We start from the raw sequence: 17,895 nt of genomic DNA on the forward strand, positions 1-17,895 counted from the left end.
AAGAGCTCCTATTTCTAGGAACTCTTTTGCGGAGAAAGAGGGATTCGAACCCCCGGAGGTGTGACCCTCGCTGGTTTTCAAGACCAGTGCATTCGACCACTCTGCCATTTCTCCAATTGCGGATGCAAATATAAAACCCTTTTTGATGTAGCCAAAGATTTTTATCTAGTTTTTTTAAAAATGTTTGTCAGTGATTTTTAAATAAAATTAGCAACATTGAATAATGCATTGTATTTTCGGCACAATATATGCAGCATATATCGTTATTATCACAAATCAATCTTTATGAAAAAATACTTTTTTGTTTTTACGCTTTTATGTGGATTGTCTATAACAGCCCAAAACAATACAATTGCTTTCGGTGAAAAATTAGTCTTTTCAGCATCATATAATATGTCTGGTATACTGACAGATATTGCCGAAGTTAAAATGGAAACCAGTGAAGTAAAAACATCAAAAAGTACACTTATGCGCTTAAAGTGTACTGCTGCAACTTATAAAAAATGGGATAATTTCTTTAAAATTAGAGATTTGTACGAAAGCTATGTAAATCCAAAAACACTAACACCTTATTTGTACAAAAGAGATATTAGTGAAGGCGGTTATTATAAATTTATGCAGTATAAGTATAACCATAAAGCTAAATTGGTAAAAAGCTTAAAGCGTAAAAAAAGAAAGGATGGTACGACTTGGGATGAAAACAAAAATGTAAAAATCAACGCTTCTACAAAAGATATTGTAAGTACATTGTATTACATAAGAAATTTAGACATTCACAAAGCTAATCCTGGTGACCAACAGGACTTTATAGTATTGTTTGACAATAAAGAAACTTCCATCACATTAAAATATCTTAGTAAAGAAACTATTTCTACAAAGATAGGATCTAAAGAATGTTACAAATTGGCAATATCAATTAAAGGTAGTGATGTTCTTAAGGGTTCTAATTCTAATTTACTATGGTTAACTGCTGACGAAAACAAGATTCCTGTTTACGCAAAATTTAAAATTCCTGTTGGTAATGGAGAATTAAAAATACAATCTGCAACTGGTTTAAAACATTAAAATCTTATGGGAAAGAAATTAATTATAATTCTAGGATTTATAGCTGCGGTTTTAGCAGTTATCTTAGCTGTTACACCACTCTCAAATCTTGCTGTAATACCAATTATAGTAGCCTTTGTGTGCGGTTTATTAATTATTTTTATGTCTAAGAAGGATAAAACCAAAACAAAATCCATCCAATATATTTTTTTAATGGTTATCATTGCTTTAGCCCTAACTATTTACAAAAGTATTTATTATACATCAGAAGTTGGTGACATTGAGCAATTAGAACAACGCGATGAAGAAAACCTTGAAGATTCTAAAGAATTGCTAGAAGACATAGACATTGATGAAGATTTATAAAATTTCATCCTCATTGTAAGAAAATATATAACACTTTTAACTTATTTTTGCTTAAATCAAATAGTTACAACTAAATTGTATAATCAAGCCCTAATTTTTCGCAAGAGAATGATTATTAGAATTTACAACATAAGTTAATCCGTTAGAAATATTTAGTTAAATGAAAGTATTAGTTGCCTCAGCACTTATTCTTGTAGGTTCTTGCGCTACATTAAGACATAGTGAGAAAATTGAACAATTAAAAGATAGCATTTCTTATGACAATAAGAAAGTTGTTGAAAAATACTTAAAAACTATTACTACCGAGGAGCTTAAAATCTACGTAGAGGAAGTTTCTTCAGAAAAGTATTATGGACGTATGACTGGTGAAACAGGTCACAACGAAATCTGTAACTACATTAGAGGTTATTATAACTCGCTAGGGATAAAGCCACCAAAAACCCATCCAGATTATTATCAAATAGTACCAAAATCAGTTTTACCAGATGATTTAAATGAGTCGCAAAATGTCATTGCCTATATAGAGGGTTCAGAGTTTCCTGATGAATATATATACATAACTGCTCACTCAGATCATGAAGGAGTTGTAGACGGTATAATTTATCCTGGTGCAGACGATAATGGTTCTGGTACAGCTGCTGTATTTGAAATGGCTGAAGCTTTTAAAAAGGCTAAAGAAGATGGTTATGGACCTAAGCGTAGTATCGTATTCTTACATGTTACCGGTGAGGAAGTTGGACTCCATGGTTCTAGATACTACACAAATAACCCAATATTTCCATTAGAACATACAGTAAGTAATCTTAATATTGATATGATTGGTCGTGTGGATGAAAGGCATCTAGATGATGGAAATGAAGACTATATTTATGTAATTGGTGCAGACCGTATAAGCACAGAACTTCATTTCATAATTCAAGAAGCCAATTATACTTTTGTGAATTTAGATTTAGATTATGAGTATAATGACACAAGTGACCCTAATCGTTACTATTACAGGTCTGATCATTATAACTTTGCAACAAAAGGTATACCTGTTGTTTTCTTTTTTAATGGTGAGCATGAAGATTACACAAAGCCAACAGATACTGCTGACAAAATAAATTATCCTTTACTTGCAAAACGCACAAAGCTCATCTTTGCAACTGCATGGTATTTGGCAAATTCACCAGAGCGCTTAAAACCAGAAATTATCTAGAATTGAGCTTTGTTTAAAGAAAATTAAAAAACTCTTCAATAATTCTGTTTTTCGTAATTTTATTCAAAATTGTTATGGTTAAATAAATATGTATAAAATGAAAAAAATAGTATTAATCTTTTTTGCTACACTTTTAATTACTAATTGCGGAACTTCTTCAAAAAGTAATACCACCTCAATACAAATGAATGAAGCAAAAGTTGTAGACCCAACAAAATATGCTTCTACGATTACCGCTGGTGAGCTTAGAGAAATGCTCTACAAATACGCCTCAAATGAGTTTGAAGGAAGGGATACGGGCGCTAAAGGTCAAAAAATGGCAGTAGATTATCTTAAAGCTCATTATGTTAGTCTTGGTATTCCTTCACCTCTTGGCAAAGATGACTATTTTCAAGAGGTTCCATTAGAAAAACAAAGTATATCCAAGGCAAAAGTATTTGTCAATGACGAGAGTTTTCAAAGTTTTGAGGACCAAATTGTTTTAAGATCTAGTGGTAATGTAGATATGATTGCAAATGATGTTGTTTATGTAGGGTATGGTATTCATGCTGAAAATTACTCAGACTATGAAGGTTTAGATGTTAGAGGTAAAATTGTTTTAGCAAGAGCTGGTGAGCCAAAAGATGCAGATGGAAATTACATTACAACAGGAAGTGCTGAAGATACCAAATGGACCAACGGTCGTCAGTCCTTATCTAGCAAAAGAGATGCTGCCTTAGAAAACGGTGCCAAAATGTTAATCTATCTAGATAATGAATTATTCTCTAGATATGCACCTTATTTTAAAAGACAGTTTATGCTAGATGCTATGGGAAGATTGTCATTAAAGAGCAATAACGATGATCTAACTATGCTTATGATCAATGAAAAATTAGGGAAAACGCTCCATTCTTCAATCTTAGAAGACGAAAAACCTAAGGAAATCAAAACAAATTTAAAAGTCGCAATAGAAAATAAGTCTGAGCAAATTTCTTCCGAAAACGTAGTCGCGTTTATTGAAGGATCAGATAAGCCAAATGAAATTCTTGTAATTTCTGCACATTTAGACCACGAAGGCATTAAAAATGGTGAAATATATAATGGTGCTGATGATGATGGCTCTGGTACTGTAGCAATACTAGAAATAGCAGAAGCATTTAGAGAAGCTGAAAAAGCAGGACATGGACCAAAGCGTTCTATTTTGTTTCTTCATGTTACAGGTGAAGAAAAAGGTCTTTTAGGTTCTAGGTATTACACTGATAATGACCCTATTTTTCCTTTAGAAGATACTGTTGCCAATCTTAATATAGACATGATTGGTAGAACAGACCCAAAGCGTAAAGAAGGTGATAGAAACTATGTCTATCTTATAGGTAGTGATAAGTTGAGCACAGATTTGCACAATATTTCAGAAGAGGTAAACAAAAAATACTGTAACATAGAATTAGATTATACCTTTAATGATGACAATGACCCAAATCGTTTTTACTACAGATCCGATCATTACAACTTTGCAAAAAACAATATTCCAGTAATTTTTTATTTCAATGGCACACATGACGATTATCACAGACCAAGTGATACGCCAGACAAAATTGAATATGATTTACTAGAAAACAGAGCTCGATTGGTGTTTTACACAGCATGGGAAATTGCAAATAGAGCAAACAAACCAGTTGTTGATAAAGCTACAGAATAACAGCTTTAAATAGATATACAAAAAAAGCCTTTCATTACTGAAAGGCTTTGTCTTTTTGGGTGGAAGATGGGACTCGAACCCACGACATCTGGTACCACAAACCAGCGCTCTAACCAACTGAGCTACAACCACCATTTTTGATTAGGACTGCAAATGTAAATTATTTACATTTTTCTACAAAACGTTTTCTGCACTTATTTTAAATCAAATAAAGAATCTACTGCTGGATAACGCTCTACAGTAAATCCTTCACCGTATTCTGTACCAATAAGTCTTCCTGCATTTCTTGCTCTGTAAATAATACTATCTGTAAAATTTTTACTAGAAATTGGTGTTTCTGGTTCTTTACTGTCTGGATCAAAAAATTGTGTTTTATAAGCTAAAACAGCTTCCATCTTCTTTTCAATGAAACCAGTAACATCAACTATAATATCTGGTTCTAAATCTTTCCATTGTATGTAATGGTACACTGCTTTAGGTCTCCAAGGCTCTTGCCAATCGTCACCATCCTCATGTTTAGTATCAATTTTTATCAATCCACTCAAAAAACAAGCATCACTAACCAACTTACTCCCTTTAGCATGATCTATATGCCTATCATCAATAGCATTACACAACACAATGTCTGGTCTATACTTTCGTATTTCTTTTATAAGCTCTATTTGGTGTTCTTTATCATTAACAAAAAAGCCATCAGCAAATTCCATATTGCTTCGCATAGAAACATTAAGAATCTTTGCTGCATTAAAAGATTCTTCATCTCTAGTGTCTGCTGTTCCTCTTGTTCCTAGTTCGCCTCTTGTTAAATCTATAATCCCAACTTTTTTGCCATTTGCTACCTCTTTTGCAATTGTAGCTCCGCAACCTAATTCTACATCATCTGGATGTGCTCCTATGGCTAAAATGTCTAATTTCATGTGTTTTTCGTTTTTCTCTGATGTCAAAAATATTAAAAAGGATATAGAATTTCATTTTCTTTCTATTTCGCAAACGGTTTCGTTTAAATTTTCTTTGAATTGTTATTCTATTATCTACCAATAATTGAATAATTCGTAAATCCTCAAAAGCATGACATTCGTCATAAATATTGGTATGTATTGCCTTTAACTTTACAGGAGATTTTAAAGCACTAACCATTATGAATCTAATGCTGGTCATTTTAACAATTACAATTATCCTTTTCATTTGGGGAAAATTCACACCAGACATTATTGCACTACTTTCTATGCTCAGCTTATTTCTTTTTGGAATTTTAGACCTACAAGAAACTTTGAGTGGCTTTAGCAATCCTACCGTAATAATGATTGCAGCATTATTTATTATTGGTGAAGGTTTATCTCAAACTGGTTGGACAGCCTTAGCTGGTCAGAAGTTTATAAAAATGGCTGGAAAAAGCATTACAAAGCTTTTATTAATCACAACTTTAGGCTCTGGTTTACTATCTGGTGTTGTTAGTAATACTGGTACAGTAGCAACACTAATGCCTGTAACCATATCTTCTGCATGGAGTATTGGGACATTACCTTCTAAACTATTAATGCCTGTGGCATTTGGCTCTAATACTGGCGGTTTACTTACATTAACCGGAACACCACCAAATATTATTGTTAATAATACCATGTTAGAAAGCGGTTTAGAAGGCTTTTCTTTCTTTGAATTTGGATTAATTGGTCTTCCTCTATTATTAATTGCACTACTCTACTTTAAATTTATTGGCTACAAATTATTACCTAGCAATAAAACCAACAATAAACCTGTAGATATTAGTACAACGCTTCATAAATGGATTGAAGCTTACAAGGTAGAAGGTGACTATTACCGATTAAGAGTACGTTCTGTATCTCCCTTGCTTGGTACCAATATTGGTAAATGGAATTTTGAGGACAATCATCAAGTTTCAATATTGAGAATTAAACGTCGTCATCCCAATCTACTTAAGGGAAATGAAGCTTTTATTGAATTTCCTTCAAATGACACTGAATTTAAATATCATGATATCATAACTGTTAAAGGAACTACCGAAGCGATTAATGCATTAATGATAAAATTTAGATTAGGATTACTACCATTAGAACCTATTGCAGATGAGTTGCGTAACAATTTAATTAATCAAGAGGTTGGTATGACCGAAATTATTGTAACACCAAATTCTACATTAGTTGGCAGACGCTTAAGAATTGGTAGATACTTTAAACGATTTGGTGTTCAACTTATGGCTGCATCTAGAAACAATAAACCATTTACAGATAGAGAAATTGTGGTTAAAGCTGGTGATGCTTTCTTAATCAGAGGAATTTGGAACGATATAGAGCAACTTAAAACTTATCATGAAAACCTTGTTATTATTGGTAGTCCTGAAGGTATGGCAAAAACGGTAACCAATATTACTTACAAATCTTACATAGCACTATTTGCATTAGTGTTAATGATTGGATTATTAGTATTTAAAATTGTTCCTGGAGCAGTTGCCGCTTTAATATCAGCAGGTATCATATTAATAACAGGATGTGTACCAATACCAAAAGCATACAAAGGTATTAGTTGGGTAAGTGTCGTTATGATTGCAGCTATGATTCCTATGGGATTAGCACTTCAAAAAACAGGTACTGCAAAACTTATAGCTGATGGATTGGTAAATGCCTTAGGTAGTTTACACCCTATTGTATTACTTGGTGGTGTTTTTCTTCTCACAACATCATTTAGTCAAGTTATAAACAATTCTGCAACTGCAGTTTTAATGGCGCCGATTGTCATTATTACAGCCAATACATTAAGTCTATCTGCCGCACCATTTATGATAGCTGTAGCTATTAGTGCTTCAACAGCCTTTTTAACTCCTGTAGGCACTACTACAAATGCCATGGTAATGACAGCAGGTGGATACAAATTTATTGATTATGTAAAAGTAGGTGCACCACTGCTTCTACTCTTCTTAATAACAACATTAACCTTAGTGCCATTGATTTGGCCATTTTAAAATTTTTAACTCATGGAAACATTATTAAAAGATCCGATTATGAAAACTAGAGACCTTACAAAGTATGGACTGAAAGACACCAAAGCACATTGGAATCTTTCTCCTGAAGAATTACAAACCATTACTGTTGAAAAAGGAATGGGCAAAGAAACTTCTAATGGTACCTTAGCCATTAACACCGGAAAATTTACAGGACGCTCACCTCAAGATAGATTTTTAGTAAAGGATGATTATACAAAAGATAGAGTTTGGTGGGGAAAAACAAACAAAGCCATATCACCAGAAAATTTCGACTATCTACAAGGCGAAATAGAAAAGTATTTAAGTGAAAAAGAAATTTATGTTCGTGATGGTTTTGTATGCTCAGACCCAAAATATAGAATGGGAGTTAGAACTGTAACAGAATATCCATGGTCTAACATGTTTATATACAATATGTTTTTAAGACCAACTGCAAAAGAATTAGAAAATTTTGAAGAAGAATGGCTAGTGCTTTGTGCACCTGGTTATGAATGTCCTGAACCAAAAAAATATGGTTTAAGACAAGGTAATTTTTCAATTTTAAACTTCACTAAAAAAATAGCATTAGTTGGTGGTTCTGCATATACAGGTGAAATGAAAAAAGGGATTTTCTCTGCTCTAAACATGATACTACCTGTTGATAAAAATGTATTACCAATGCACTGTTCTGCCAATGTTGGCGAAGATGGAGAAACAGCCATTTTCTTTGGTTTATCAGGTACTGGTAAAACGACACTATCTGCTGATCCTAACAGAAAATTAATTGGTGATGATGAGCATGGCTGGACAGCTGAAAACAGAATCTTTAATTTTGAAGGTGGTTGCTACGCCAAGGTTATTGATTTAACTGAAGAAAAAGAACCAGACATCTATAGAGCTATTAAACCTGGTGCTATTTTAGAGAATGTAATCTTTAAAGACAACGGTGAAGTAGATTATATGGATAGTAGCATAACACAAAATACACGTGTGAGTTATCCTATTTACCACATAGATAACATACAACAGCCATCTTATGCAGATAATCCTAAGAATATATTCTTTTTAACCTGTGATGCTTTTGGTGTATTACCTCCTGTTTCAAAGTTAACACCTGGTCAGGCTGCATACCACTTTATTTCTGGATATACTGCTAAAGTAGCTGGTACAGAAGCTGGTATTACAGAGCCTGTTCCTTCATTCTCTGCTTGTTTTGGTGAACCATTTATGCCATTACACCCAACTAAATATGCAGAAATGCTAAGCAACAAAATGCAAGAAGCTGGCGTTAACGTCTGGTTACTTAACACTGGTTGGAGTGGCGGACCTTATGGAGTTGGTTCTCGCATTAAATTAAAATATACAAGAGCTATGATTACCGCTATTCTTAATGGAGAATTAGACAATGTAGACTATGAACAACACCCAATCTTTGGATTAAACATGCCAAAATACATTCCTAACGTTCCTACAGAAATGTTAGACCCAATGAATACTTGGTTACAAAAAGGAGCTTACATTAGTAAAGCTATTCAGTTAGCACACTCATTCCACTTGAACTTTGAAAAATTTGCAAGTGAAGCTTCTGAACAAATTATAGAAGGAGGTCCATTAATTGATGAGCATCATCATTTAACAGACCATGTTTAATAATTCCATGACAAGGAGGAGCTCTCATGGAGCTCCTCTTTTTCATTACCTTAACTGAACTCTAATTCTCAAATAATAAAGATGAAAAGTCAAATGAGAATTCTACTGACAATTGTATTTTTAACTTTAGTTGCAACTAACCTCAATGCCCAAAATCCATCAGAAAATCATTTAGGCTCTTGGTATACCTATGGTAGTCATCACAGGTTAAGCGAACGTTTTAGTCTTAATCCTTATGCCGAATTACGATTTTATGAGGCATCCTCAAATTATAACTTAGCTTATATCTCTTTACGTGGTAATTATCATTTAAAAAACAATCAAACTCTCGGTATTGGTTATGCTTACTTGGATATCGATACTGTTTTTGAATTTGATCATCAACCAAACATACACGAACATCGTGTTTATGAACAATACGTCATTAATCATAAAATTGCAAAAATAAATATTCAACATAGAGCAAAATTAGAGCATCGCTTTTTAGATTTTGTAGACAGAAATGAACTTCAAAATAGATTTAGGTATCGTATGAGTTTTACATATAATCTTAGCAAAAGTGTTTTTATCAACGTTTCAGAAGAACCTTTTGTAAATTTTCAAGATCAGGTATTCCATGAAAATAGATTTTACAGTGGCTTGGGTTTTAAAGTCACCAAACATTCACAATTGCAAATAGGCTATTTAAAACAACATATTCGAAAAAACAATCTTAACAGAATACAGGTTGGTATTAGCTTTAAAACAGATAATCGCAAACCAAAAACTACTTTAGCGCAGCTATAGCCTTATCTATATCGCGTTTTAAATCTTTTACATCTTCAATACCTACAGAGAATCTAATTAATCGATCACTTATACCAACTTTATCGCGTTCTTCTTGCGTTAAAAGCGCATGGGAAGTTAGATATGGAGAAATAACTGTACTTTCTACACCTGCTAAACTCATTGATGATTTTATGAGTTTTAACGATTTCTGAAATTGATAGGCATCTAAACCATCTATTAATTCAAAAGACAGCATAGCACCAAATCCTTTCATTTGAGATTTTGCCAATTTATGTCCAGGATGTGATTTTAAACCTGGATAATAGACTTTGGCTATTTTTGGGTGTTTGTTTAGCCATTTAGCCATTTTCATAGCATTTTTGGTTTGCGCCTTTACACGTAAGCCTAGAGTTTTCATACTACGCTCAAGCATCCAGACCGTCATATCGCTAAGGCTACCACCAAGATTCTTACTTACATTCCATATTCTATCTATATGCTCTTGAGAACTTGCTACTGCACCTGCACAAATATCGCTATGACCTCCAAAATATTTTGTAGCAGAATGCATTACCATGTCAACACCCAAATCAATCGGATTTTGATTTACTGGAGAAGCAAACGTATTATCAATAGATGTTAGGATATTTTTGGCTTTACCAAGCTTTGCTATGGCTTTGATATCTGTAATAGTCAATAGTGGATTAGAAGGTGTTTCAATATGAATGAGCTTTGTGTTAGGTTGAATGACAGCTTCAAAATCGTCAACTTTATAACCATTGGTAAATGTATATTCTATACCATATTTTGGAAATTCTTCTTTTATAAAATTAACCGTTCCACCATACAATGTATTTTGAACTACCAAATGATCTCCTTTTTGTAAAAACGCCAAAAACATATGGCTTATAGCTGCCATACCAGACCCAAAAATTAATGCAGCATCAGTATGTTCTAAAGCTGCTATTTTTTTTGCTAAATATTCTTGATTTGGTGTATTAAAATAACGTGGATAGCGTTTTATATCAACATCTAAAAATTCGTAAGACGAGCTTAAATATATTGGAGAAACTGCTCCTTTAAACTGTTCATCTTTAACTTCACCGACATGAGTACAGATAGTATTGAGTCCTAATTTTTTCATATTATAAAAATAAATAAAAGCGATTTTTAAGACTAATAAATCTTCAATTCTTATTCAAAAAGTACATAACAATAACATGAGGAACGGTAATAGCCGCTAAAAAAGCAAAGAACACTGTGATAAAATTTAATTGTAAATAATCGCTTCCAAAGTAAAGCACAACTAACCCAATAATAGATATAAACCAATATATGAATGATGATTTTATATAATTAATCCAATTGATCTTATTTGTATCACCATACAAAACTTTTATTTGATCGATGAGACTTGGTACAGAATGCCAAATCACAAAATATATAGTAAAAGCCCACAATAACGTTGCTAACTTAAACAAAAGCGCGAATAATGCTATCAGAAACAACTCTTGCAAATAGTTAAACTCAGTAGTAAAATTTTTATAGTTTATGATAGTTGACAATAGCGTTGTAATAATGCCAAACCATAAAAAATATAGGAATAAATCTTTACTAATTAATACACCTGTCAATTCAAAAATGATCTTATTGGTTTCATTCAAGTTGTTGTAAAAGAGTAGTCCGAAAATTAAAAACCCATAACTAAAAAAGAAAAATGATGACTTTAAACCACCTTGTTTAATAAAATGATTGTAATGCTGTTCACCAAAATGATAACAACTAATTGTAATAAATACAATTAATGCAAATAAAGGTGAAGTAAAAAAAATAAAGATATTTGAGAGGATAAGAATTATATACAATGCTGAAAAAATCCTATTTCTTTTATAGCCTCTTTTGAGAAAGCTTATAATAGAAATATCGTTTGCACCATGTAAAATACCCACAGAACATACTAGAATGTACGATAGATATGTTTCAAATTGACTATCTATTTGAATAGTAAGCCAAAATAAAAAAACCGTAATTATTAAGTTAAATATTGGAAATCTCACAATATAAAGGTAGTAAAATTTTATTTTGTTTAATTTTTTTATGAAAATTTTAAACAATATTTGTTTAACTTTAATTAATTTTGATTAAACAAAAATAATAATGTTATGAAATTACTAACCGTTTTATTAGCAGATGTAAGTAAACTTGCAACTGATGACTATGTTGGCTTTACTTTCTTTGTTGGATGTATGGCTATGATGGCCGCTTCGGCCTTTTTCTTTCTATCAATGAATAGTTTTGACAGAAAGTGGAGAACTTCTATCCTTGTTTCAGGATTGATTACATTTATTGCAGCAGTGCACTATTGGTACATGAGAGACTATTGGGCTTCTTTTGCAGAATCGCCAACATTCTTTAGGTATGTTGATTGGGTATTAACTGTACCTTTAATGTGTGTAGAATTCTTTTTAATTTTGAAAGTGGCTGGAGCTAAAAAGTCACTAATGTGGAAATTAATCGGATGGTCAGTAGTGATGCTGGTTACAGGTTATTTCGGTGAAGCTGTTTACAGAGACCAAGCATGGCTTTGGGGTCTAATTTCTGGGATTGCATATTTTATCATCGTTTACATTATTTGGTTCGGTGAGGCTAAAAAATTGGCAGAACAAGCTGGTGGTGCAGTTCTCAAAGCACATAAAACATTATGTTGGTTTGTACTGGTAGGATGGGCTATTTACCCATTAGGATATATGGCAGGCACACCAGGATGGTATGACGGTTTAGCAGGCTTAGGTTTAAACATGGATGTAATATATAATATTGGAGACGCTGTAAACAAAATAGGATTCGGTCTTGTGATTTATGGTTTAGCGGTAGCTTCATCAGCATTAAAAACAGCACCTGAAAATTCTTAATACTCTAAATATATTTTATTAGTTAGGTTAAACGTCCTTAGCTACAAACTGCTAAGGACGTTTTTTATTTCAATTTTTTAAACATTAACAGATTTCCAATAACCTTTTTTAAACCAGACAATCCCTATAATTGTTATTAACACTTCTGCTAAAGTTATTGCAGCAAATACACCAACAGGCCCAAGATTAAATGTTAAAGCCATTAAATAGGCAAACGGCAATTGAAACAACCAAAAGCAAATAAAGTTAATCCAAGTTGGTGTCTTGGTATCGCCAGCACCATTAAAGGCGTTTATTATTACCATACCGTAACCATAGAATACATAACCAGCAGCTATAATCCTTAGACAAAGTGCTCCATTTTTAATTACATTTGGTTCTTGAGTAAACCAAGATATAATTTGCGGCACAAAAATGAGATAAACAATAGAAACAAATCCCATAAAAATTGTACTATACTTTCCTGTCTTCCAAACAGAAGCCTCTGCTCTATTAGGTTTTTGAGCACCCAAATTCTGTCCTACCAAGGTCGCAGCAGCATTACTCATTCCCCAAGCAGGCATAAGCGTAAACATCATAACTCGTATAGCTATTGTATATCCGGCTAATACCTCGCTACCAAACTCACTCATAATACGCATTAAAAATACCCAAGAAGATGTACCTATTAAAAACTGACCTATTCCACCTAGCGATACTTTAATTAAGTTAAGCATTACTGCTACTCTAAGCACTAAATCTTTAAAACCAATCTTAATTTTACTCCATCCATAAAACAATACTAAAAGTTGAAAAATAACTGCTGTACCTCTACCAATTGTTGTAGCGATTGCAGCTCCTTCTACACCAAATGCTGGTATTGGACCAAAACCGAAAATAAAAATTGGATCTAAAATAATGTTTAAACCATTAGATAAAACTAATGCCCACATGGCTATTGATGCATCACCAGCACCTCTATAAATGGCATTGATTAAAAACAAAAGCATTATGGTAACATTTCCACCAAGTAACACTTGAGTGTACCCATAACCCTCAGCAATTAAATCGGGTTCGCCGCCCATTAATTGCAAAATTTCCTTTGGAAAAAGTATACCTATAACACTTATTACAGTAGCTACTATAACACCTAATCCTAACACTTGCACTGCTGCTTGTGAGGCTCCTTCCCTATCCTTTTCTCCAATACGTCTGGCAACAACTGCAGTGGCAGCCATACTTAAGCCTATTGCTACAGCATACACTAATGTAATAACAGACTCAGTTAAACCTATCGTTGCGACTGCATTTACACTAACTTTAGAAACATAGAAGATATCTACGATTGCGAAGATAGATTCCATTAGCATTTCTAGAATCATTGGAACTGACAGCATAAAAACAGCTTTACGAATGCTACCAGAAGTGAATTCCTGCTCTTTTCCCGAAATTGCGATTTTCAAATATTTAAGAAATTGAAGTATTGAAACTTTGTTTGATTGCATAATTAAAAAATGTACGATTAATTACTACTGAACATATAGAAGTGTTCAACGTTTTCATATCACATGAAGTAGTGACGAATGATATTCGATGGGTAAATTAGGCAATCATAATAGCACAAATATGCGTATTATTTTTCAAAAAAAAGTTCAATAATTAAGAAATTAGTCTTTTTCACCAGCCTTGTTATAAGCACGTATCATCAGAATTGCCCAGAGCGCTACCAAAACTATAACAATTATAGAAAACCATAATACAATATCATTTGCTACCATTATCTACAAGTTTTAAGTAAATCATAACACCTAATAAAGTAGGTGCCCACAGACCAATAAAGAGGCCATGCATCTGGTCTCCAGTTAAAAATAAATATTCGGCAACAAGGATTATAACTGCGCACAAAGTTAACATTAGAACGTTCGCTATTCCTAATTTTTTGAAGTAGTTCATTTTTGAGGGTTAGTTTTATAACCTCAAGGTATGAAAATTTATAATGCCTTTTTAATTGAAATTAAAAAAACAGGTTATTTGTAGTAAATTTTATATTTTCTGTATGCAAACAACGCTAAAATGAAAATTATTAAAAGGGTGATAGCTATAAATTGAAAACTCAGTATTTGATCACCACTAGCATAAGCATGAAGACCCGATAAATAAAAGTTTACACCAAAATAGGTCATTAAAATACTACCAAAGGCAAGTACAGACATTAAATTATAAATCCAGCTACCACGTAAACCAGGTACTAATCGCATATGTATAACAAAAGCGTAAATCATAATACTAATCAGCGCCCATGTTTCCTTAGGATCCCAGCCCCAATAACGTCCCCAACTTTCATTGGCCCACATACCACCTAGGAAATTCCCAATGGTTAACATGATTAAGCCTACCGTTAGTGCCATTTCATTAATTATAGTAATCTCTTTAATATTGATATCGATGCGTTTCTTATTTTCTTTGTTAGTAAGAATCATAAGTAACAAAGCTATAACACCCAATATCATACCTATTGCGAAAGGTCCATAACTGGCAACAATCACCGAAACGTGAATCATTAACCAATATCCTTGTAGAACAGGTTGAAGATTTGCAATTGCCGGATCCATCCAAGCCCAATGTGCCACCATTAAAATTATAGCACTTACAAAAGCGGATGCTGCAATGGTAAGATTACTTTTTCTACCAAAAAGTAATCCAAACAAAGATACTGACCAAGCCACATAAATAAGAGACTCATAAGCATCACTCCATGGTGCATGACCAGATAAATACCAACGCCAGATTAAGCCACCAGTATGAAGTACAAATAGTACAATAATACTAGCAATAAGAATGTTTATGGCTGTCTTTAACCATTTGCTTTTGTAGTTGAAAATATGAACAATGATAAAGATAAACAGCAGTGTTGCTGCATAAAGATACCAACTAAATAATTTTTTAAAAATATCGTATTTATTGTATAATATTTCAGCCTTAACCTTGTCGTCAGATAACATAACCTCGCTTCCATACTTTTGCTGTGTTTTTTTAAAATCCCCCAAAAGTTTATCTGCGTTTTCAAAGTTACCAGATTGTTTGGCATTATTTAATGTCATCAAATAATAGTTAAAGCCATTTTTTACAAATGCTTTGTATGATTCATCTTCTATAACCTCATCGTAACCACCTTGCTTAAAGTCAAATGAAGATATCCATTTGTTATTTTCATCCTCTGGCACAGGAAAAATTCTTATGTTTCTGCCCTCAATAGCATCAGATAGAAGCGTTAATCTTCCGTATGTATTTTTTACCTCTTTCTGAAATCCATTCGGAACCTGTGCCTTAAAAGCCTCTTCTATGTATGGGCCTAATTTATTTCGTCCATCTTCAGTAAAAAAATCTAATAGACTTACGTATTTCTGATCTTTATCTACGCCTATTATAGTTCTAATAGAATCAGCCTTTCTTGGTGTTAAATAAATTACTGGAATGTTGTACCACAATACAGGACTTTCTTGAATAGATAAAAAAACTTGCGTTGCGTTTAACCCTTCATAAGTATCATGTTTACTTAACTTTCTGAGCATTTCTGAAGCATAAGTATGAATTGGCTTCATACGTCCGTCATAATCTTGAATCACCATTTCAGAAAACTTGTCAGTATGTTTTATAGGTGCAACATTAGCCTTTAAAATAGAATCTAAACTTGCTTTAGATGGTATGTCGTTTGAGTGATTGTGACCATCGTTTGCAGAATGTTCTTGTGTATAACCCAACAAACTCAAAAGCAAAGCAATCGTGGTCATAATCTTTGCTTTCTTTTTATTCAACTTAAATAGACGCTGTCTTATATTGTCGAATCTTGTGTTCTTAGCAAATAAAATTGCCATTAATCCAAAATATAATAATATGTATCCTGCATAGGTAATGTAGGTTCCCCATCGGTCATTGTTGACAGAAAGTATTGTACCTTTCTCATCTGGATCAAAACTAGCTTGAAAGAACCTATAGCCTCTGTGGTCTAAAATGTGATTCATGTAAATATGGTAGTCAAAATCACCTTTCTCTTCGTCTAGGATTGTTACCTTGCTTTCATATGAAGAATAGGCTTTTTCTGTACCTGGATACTTTTCAGCAATGAAATCATTTAACTTTACTTCAAAAGGCAGCTGTTCTAAACGCGAGCCATAGCGCAAGGCAATATCTAAGCCACCAACGTTAATTTCTTCAAGTCTGTTGTAAATTCCTTGGCCACCCAGTAGATTAATACTTTTAGTCTCTCCGTTGGCTGTAACGTCTAGTACTACTCCATCATCATCACCTTTCAAAATTGTAGGTTTTTTTACAATCCCAAAAACACCTTTAACTACAGGTTTTGGAAAAACTAATTGCATATTACCAATTATGTAGCGCGAGCGCAAGGCAAGCGGTTGTAAACTATCTTTTACCAATTGCCCAGTTTGACCTGTTGCCATGGTGAGGTATTCACCTTCATATGGTGATTTAATAAAGAGGCCATCATCAGTGTTGTAAATATTAATAGCACCTTCTTGTTCTTTATTTAAGGAGATAAGAACATTATGCATGTTAGATACTTGACCTTCTTGTAAAAAATGATTGTGCGAACCATTATTACTTGCCTCAACTACCTTTAAGTAGCTTTTACCACTAGCATCTGGAATAACATCTTTCTCAGCACCTTTTATAAATTTTCGGAGTTGAAAAGTTATTTCTTTATTACCGTAGTCATAAGTTTTCTCAAAGTCATTATCTAGGCGAGGTGAAAAATCTACCTCTTCCATTATATTTCGTTGTTGTAATTGTCCATTGATTTCGTAATCACCAACAATCCTTCCACTTATATATGTCTTTAGAGATCTAAATTGACTTTCTGTTTCCCCTTCTCTAATAGCCATCATTCCCTCGTAACCAATATATCTGGTTACTGCAGCACCAACAATAATTAGTATCCATGATATGTGCAAAACAAGTATAGACCATTTTTCTTTTCTAAGAAGTTTGTAGCGCGAAATATTACCAACAAAATTGATGACAAAAAAGACCATGATCGTTTCAAACCACCATGCATTGTATATCAACGTTCTGGTGTAAGGCGTTGGTGAGGTATCCATATTACGATCTAAAATGGTACCAACAGCCATAGCAACTGCAAATGCGATAAATAAAACAGCAGTAAGTTTAGTAGAAAAGAGGAAGTTTGCGATTTTCTTTTGCATAGTCTTAAGGGCTTTTTAAGCTCGTGCAAAGATAGTGCTTTTTACTGTTTTGGGTTTGATTTTAAACACCCAAAAAAGCGTTAAAATTCTTCAATTTATTT

General features: G+C 33.1%; 14 protein-coding genes and 2 tRNA genes. 8 read left to right on the plus strand and 8 right to left on the minus strand.

Annotated elements, in window-relative coordinates; translation table 11 throughout:
• Nucleotides 1-29: 29 nt before the first annotated feature.
• Nucleotides 30-114, minus strand: a tRNA-Ser gene (locus tag FC091_RS10075).
• Between the two features lie 171 nt (nucleotides 115-285).
• On the opposite strand from FC091_RS10075, the gene FC091_RS10080 reads away from it, so the two are divergent.
• The 4 genes from FC091_RS10080 (at nucleotide 286) to FC091_RS10095 (ending at nucleotide 4,286) form a co-directional block, all read left to right on the plus strand.
• Nucleotides 286-1,065, plus strand: a complete 780-nt coding sequence (locus FC091_RS10080) for a DUF3108 domain-containing protein (protein ID WP_138434156.1) — start codon at nucleotides 286-288, stop codon at nucleotides 1,063-1,065.
• Nucleotides 1,066-1,071: 6 nt separating this feature from the next.
• On the plus strand, nucleotides 1,072-1,410 hold the full coding sequence (locus tag FC091_RS10085) for a DUF2232 domain-containing protein (protein ID WP_138434157.1): 339 nt from the start codon (nucleotides 1,072-1,074) through the stop codon (nucleotides 1,408-1,410).
• 160 nt (nucleotides 1,411-1,570) lie between these two features.
• Nucleotides 1,571-2,608: a M28 family metallopeptidase gene (locus tag FC091_RS10090; RefSeq protein WP_138434158.1), complete on the plus strand. Its 1,038-nt coding sequence runs from the start codon at nucleotides 1,571-1,573 to the stop codon at nucleotides 2,606-2,608.
• A gap of 97 nt (nucleotides 2,609-2,705) precedes the next feature.
• Complete coding sequence (locus tag FC091_RS10095; protein WP_138434159.1) at nucleotides 2,706-4,286, plus strand: M28 family metallopeptidase; 1,581 nt, start codon at nucleotides 2,706-2,708, stop codon at nucleotides 4,284-4,286.
• A gap of 57 nt (nucleotides 4,287-4,343) precedes the next feature.
• Here FC091_RS10095 and FC091_RS10100 read toward each other — a convergent pair.
• Both FC091_RS10100 and bshB1 read right to left on the minus strand, forming a co-directional pair.
• Nucleotides 4,344-4,419 (minus strand) — tRNA-His (locus tag FC091_RS10100).
• A 61-nt stretch (nucleotides 4,420-4,480) separates the two neighbouring features.
• Nucleotides 4,481-5,203: a bacillithiol biosynthesis deacetylase BshB1 gene (gene bshB1, locus FC091_RS10105; protein WP_138434160.1), complete on the minus strand. Its 723-nt coding sequence runs from the start codon at nucleotides 5,201-5,203 to the stop codon at nucleotides 4,481-4,483.
• Between the two features lie 170 nt (nucleotides 5,204-5,373).
• On the opposite strand from bshB1, the gene FC091_RS10110 reads away from it, so the two are divergent.
• From FC091_RS10110 to FC091_RS10120, 3 genes are all read left to right on the plus strand, one after another.
• Nucleotides 5,374-7,263, plus strand: a complete 1,890-nt coding sequence (locus FC091_RS10110; protein ID WP_246035863.1) for an SLC13 family permease — start codon at nucleotides 5,374-5,376, stop codon at nucleotides 7,261-7,263.
• 12 nt (nucleotides 7,264-7,275) lie between these two features.
• Entirely contained in the window at nucleotides 7,276-8,913 is a 1,638-nt protein-coding gene (gene pckA / locus FC091_RS10115; protein ID WP_138434161.1) for a phosphoenolpyruvate carboxykinase (ATP), read from the plus strand.
• Between the two features lie 93 nt (nucleotides 8,914-9,006).
• Nucleotides 9,007-9,699, plus strand: coding sequence for a DUF2490 domain-containing protein (locus FC091_RS10120; protein WP_171032503.1), 693 nt, complete (start codon nucleotides 9,007-9,009; stop codon nucleotides 9,697-9,699).
• Here FC091_RS10120 and FC091_RS10125 read toward each other — a convergent pair.
• The gene (locus FC091_RS10125; protein ID WP_138434163.1) at nucleotides 9,680-10,825 is read right to left on the minus strand and encodes a trans-sulfuration enzyme family protein; all 1,146 of its coding nucleotides are present in this window, start codon (nucleotides 10,823-10,825) and stop codon (nucleotides 9,680-9,682) included. The genes FC091_RS10120 and FC091_RS10125 overlap by 20 nt on opposite strands.
• Nucleotides 10,826-10,868: 43 nt before the next feature.
• On the minus strand, nucleotides 10,869-11,738 hold the full coding sequence (locus tag FC091_RS15390) for a Brp/Blh family beta-carotene 15,15'-dioxygenase (protein WP_171032504.1): 870 nt from the start codon (nucleotides 11,736-11,738) through the stop codon (nucleotides 10,869-10,871).
• Nucleotides 11,739-11,843: 105 nt separating this feature from the next.
• Here FC091_RS15390 and FC091_RS10135 point away from each other — a divergent pair, with 105 nt between their 5' ends.
• On the plus strand, nucleotides 11,844-12,593 hold the full coding sequence (locus FC091_RS10135) for a bacteriorhodopsin-like (protein WP_138434164.1): 750 nt from the start codon (nucleotides 11,844-11,846) through the stop codon (nucleotides 12,591-12,593).
• A 77-nt stretch (nucleotides 12,594-12,670) separates the two neighbouring features.
• On the opposite strand, the gene FC091_RS10140 is transcribed toward FC091_RS10135, so the two are convergent.
• The 3 genes from FC091_RS10140 to ccsA form a co-directional block, all read right to left on the minus strand.
• Nucleotides 12,671-14,077 (minus strand): MATE family efflux transporter, encoded by a 1,407-nt coding sequence (locus FC091_RS10140; protein ID WP_138434165.1) that lies wholly within the window; start codon nucleotides 14,075-14,077, stop codon nucleotides 12,671-12,673.
• 259 nt (nucleotides 14,078-14,336) lie between these two features.
• Entirely contained in the window at nucleotides 14,337-14,525 is a 189-nt protein-coding gene (locus FC091_RS10145; protein WP_138434166.1) for a hypothetical protein, read from the minus strand.
• Between the two features lie 74 nt (nucleotides 14,526-14,599).
• Complete coding sequence (gene ccsA, locus FC091_RS10150) at nucleotides 14,600-17,794, minus strand: cytochrome c biogenesis protein CcsA (RefSeq protein WP_138434167.1); 3,195 nt, start codon at nucleotides 17,792-17,794, stop codon at nucleotides 14,600-14,602.
• Between the last annotated feature and the right edge of the window lie 101 nt (nucleotides 17,795-17,895).

The organism is Winogradskyella algicola, assembly GCF_005869935.1.
Lineage (GTDB): Bacteria > Bacteroidota > Bacteroidia > Flavobacteriales > Flavobacteriaceae > Winogradskyella > Winogradskyella algicola.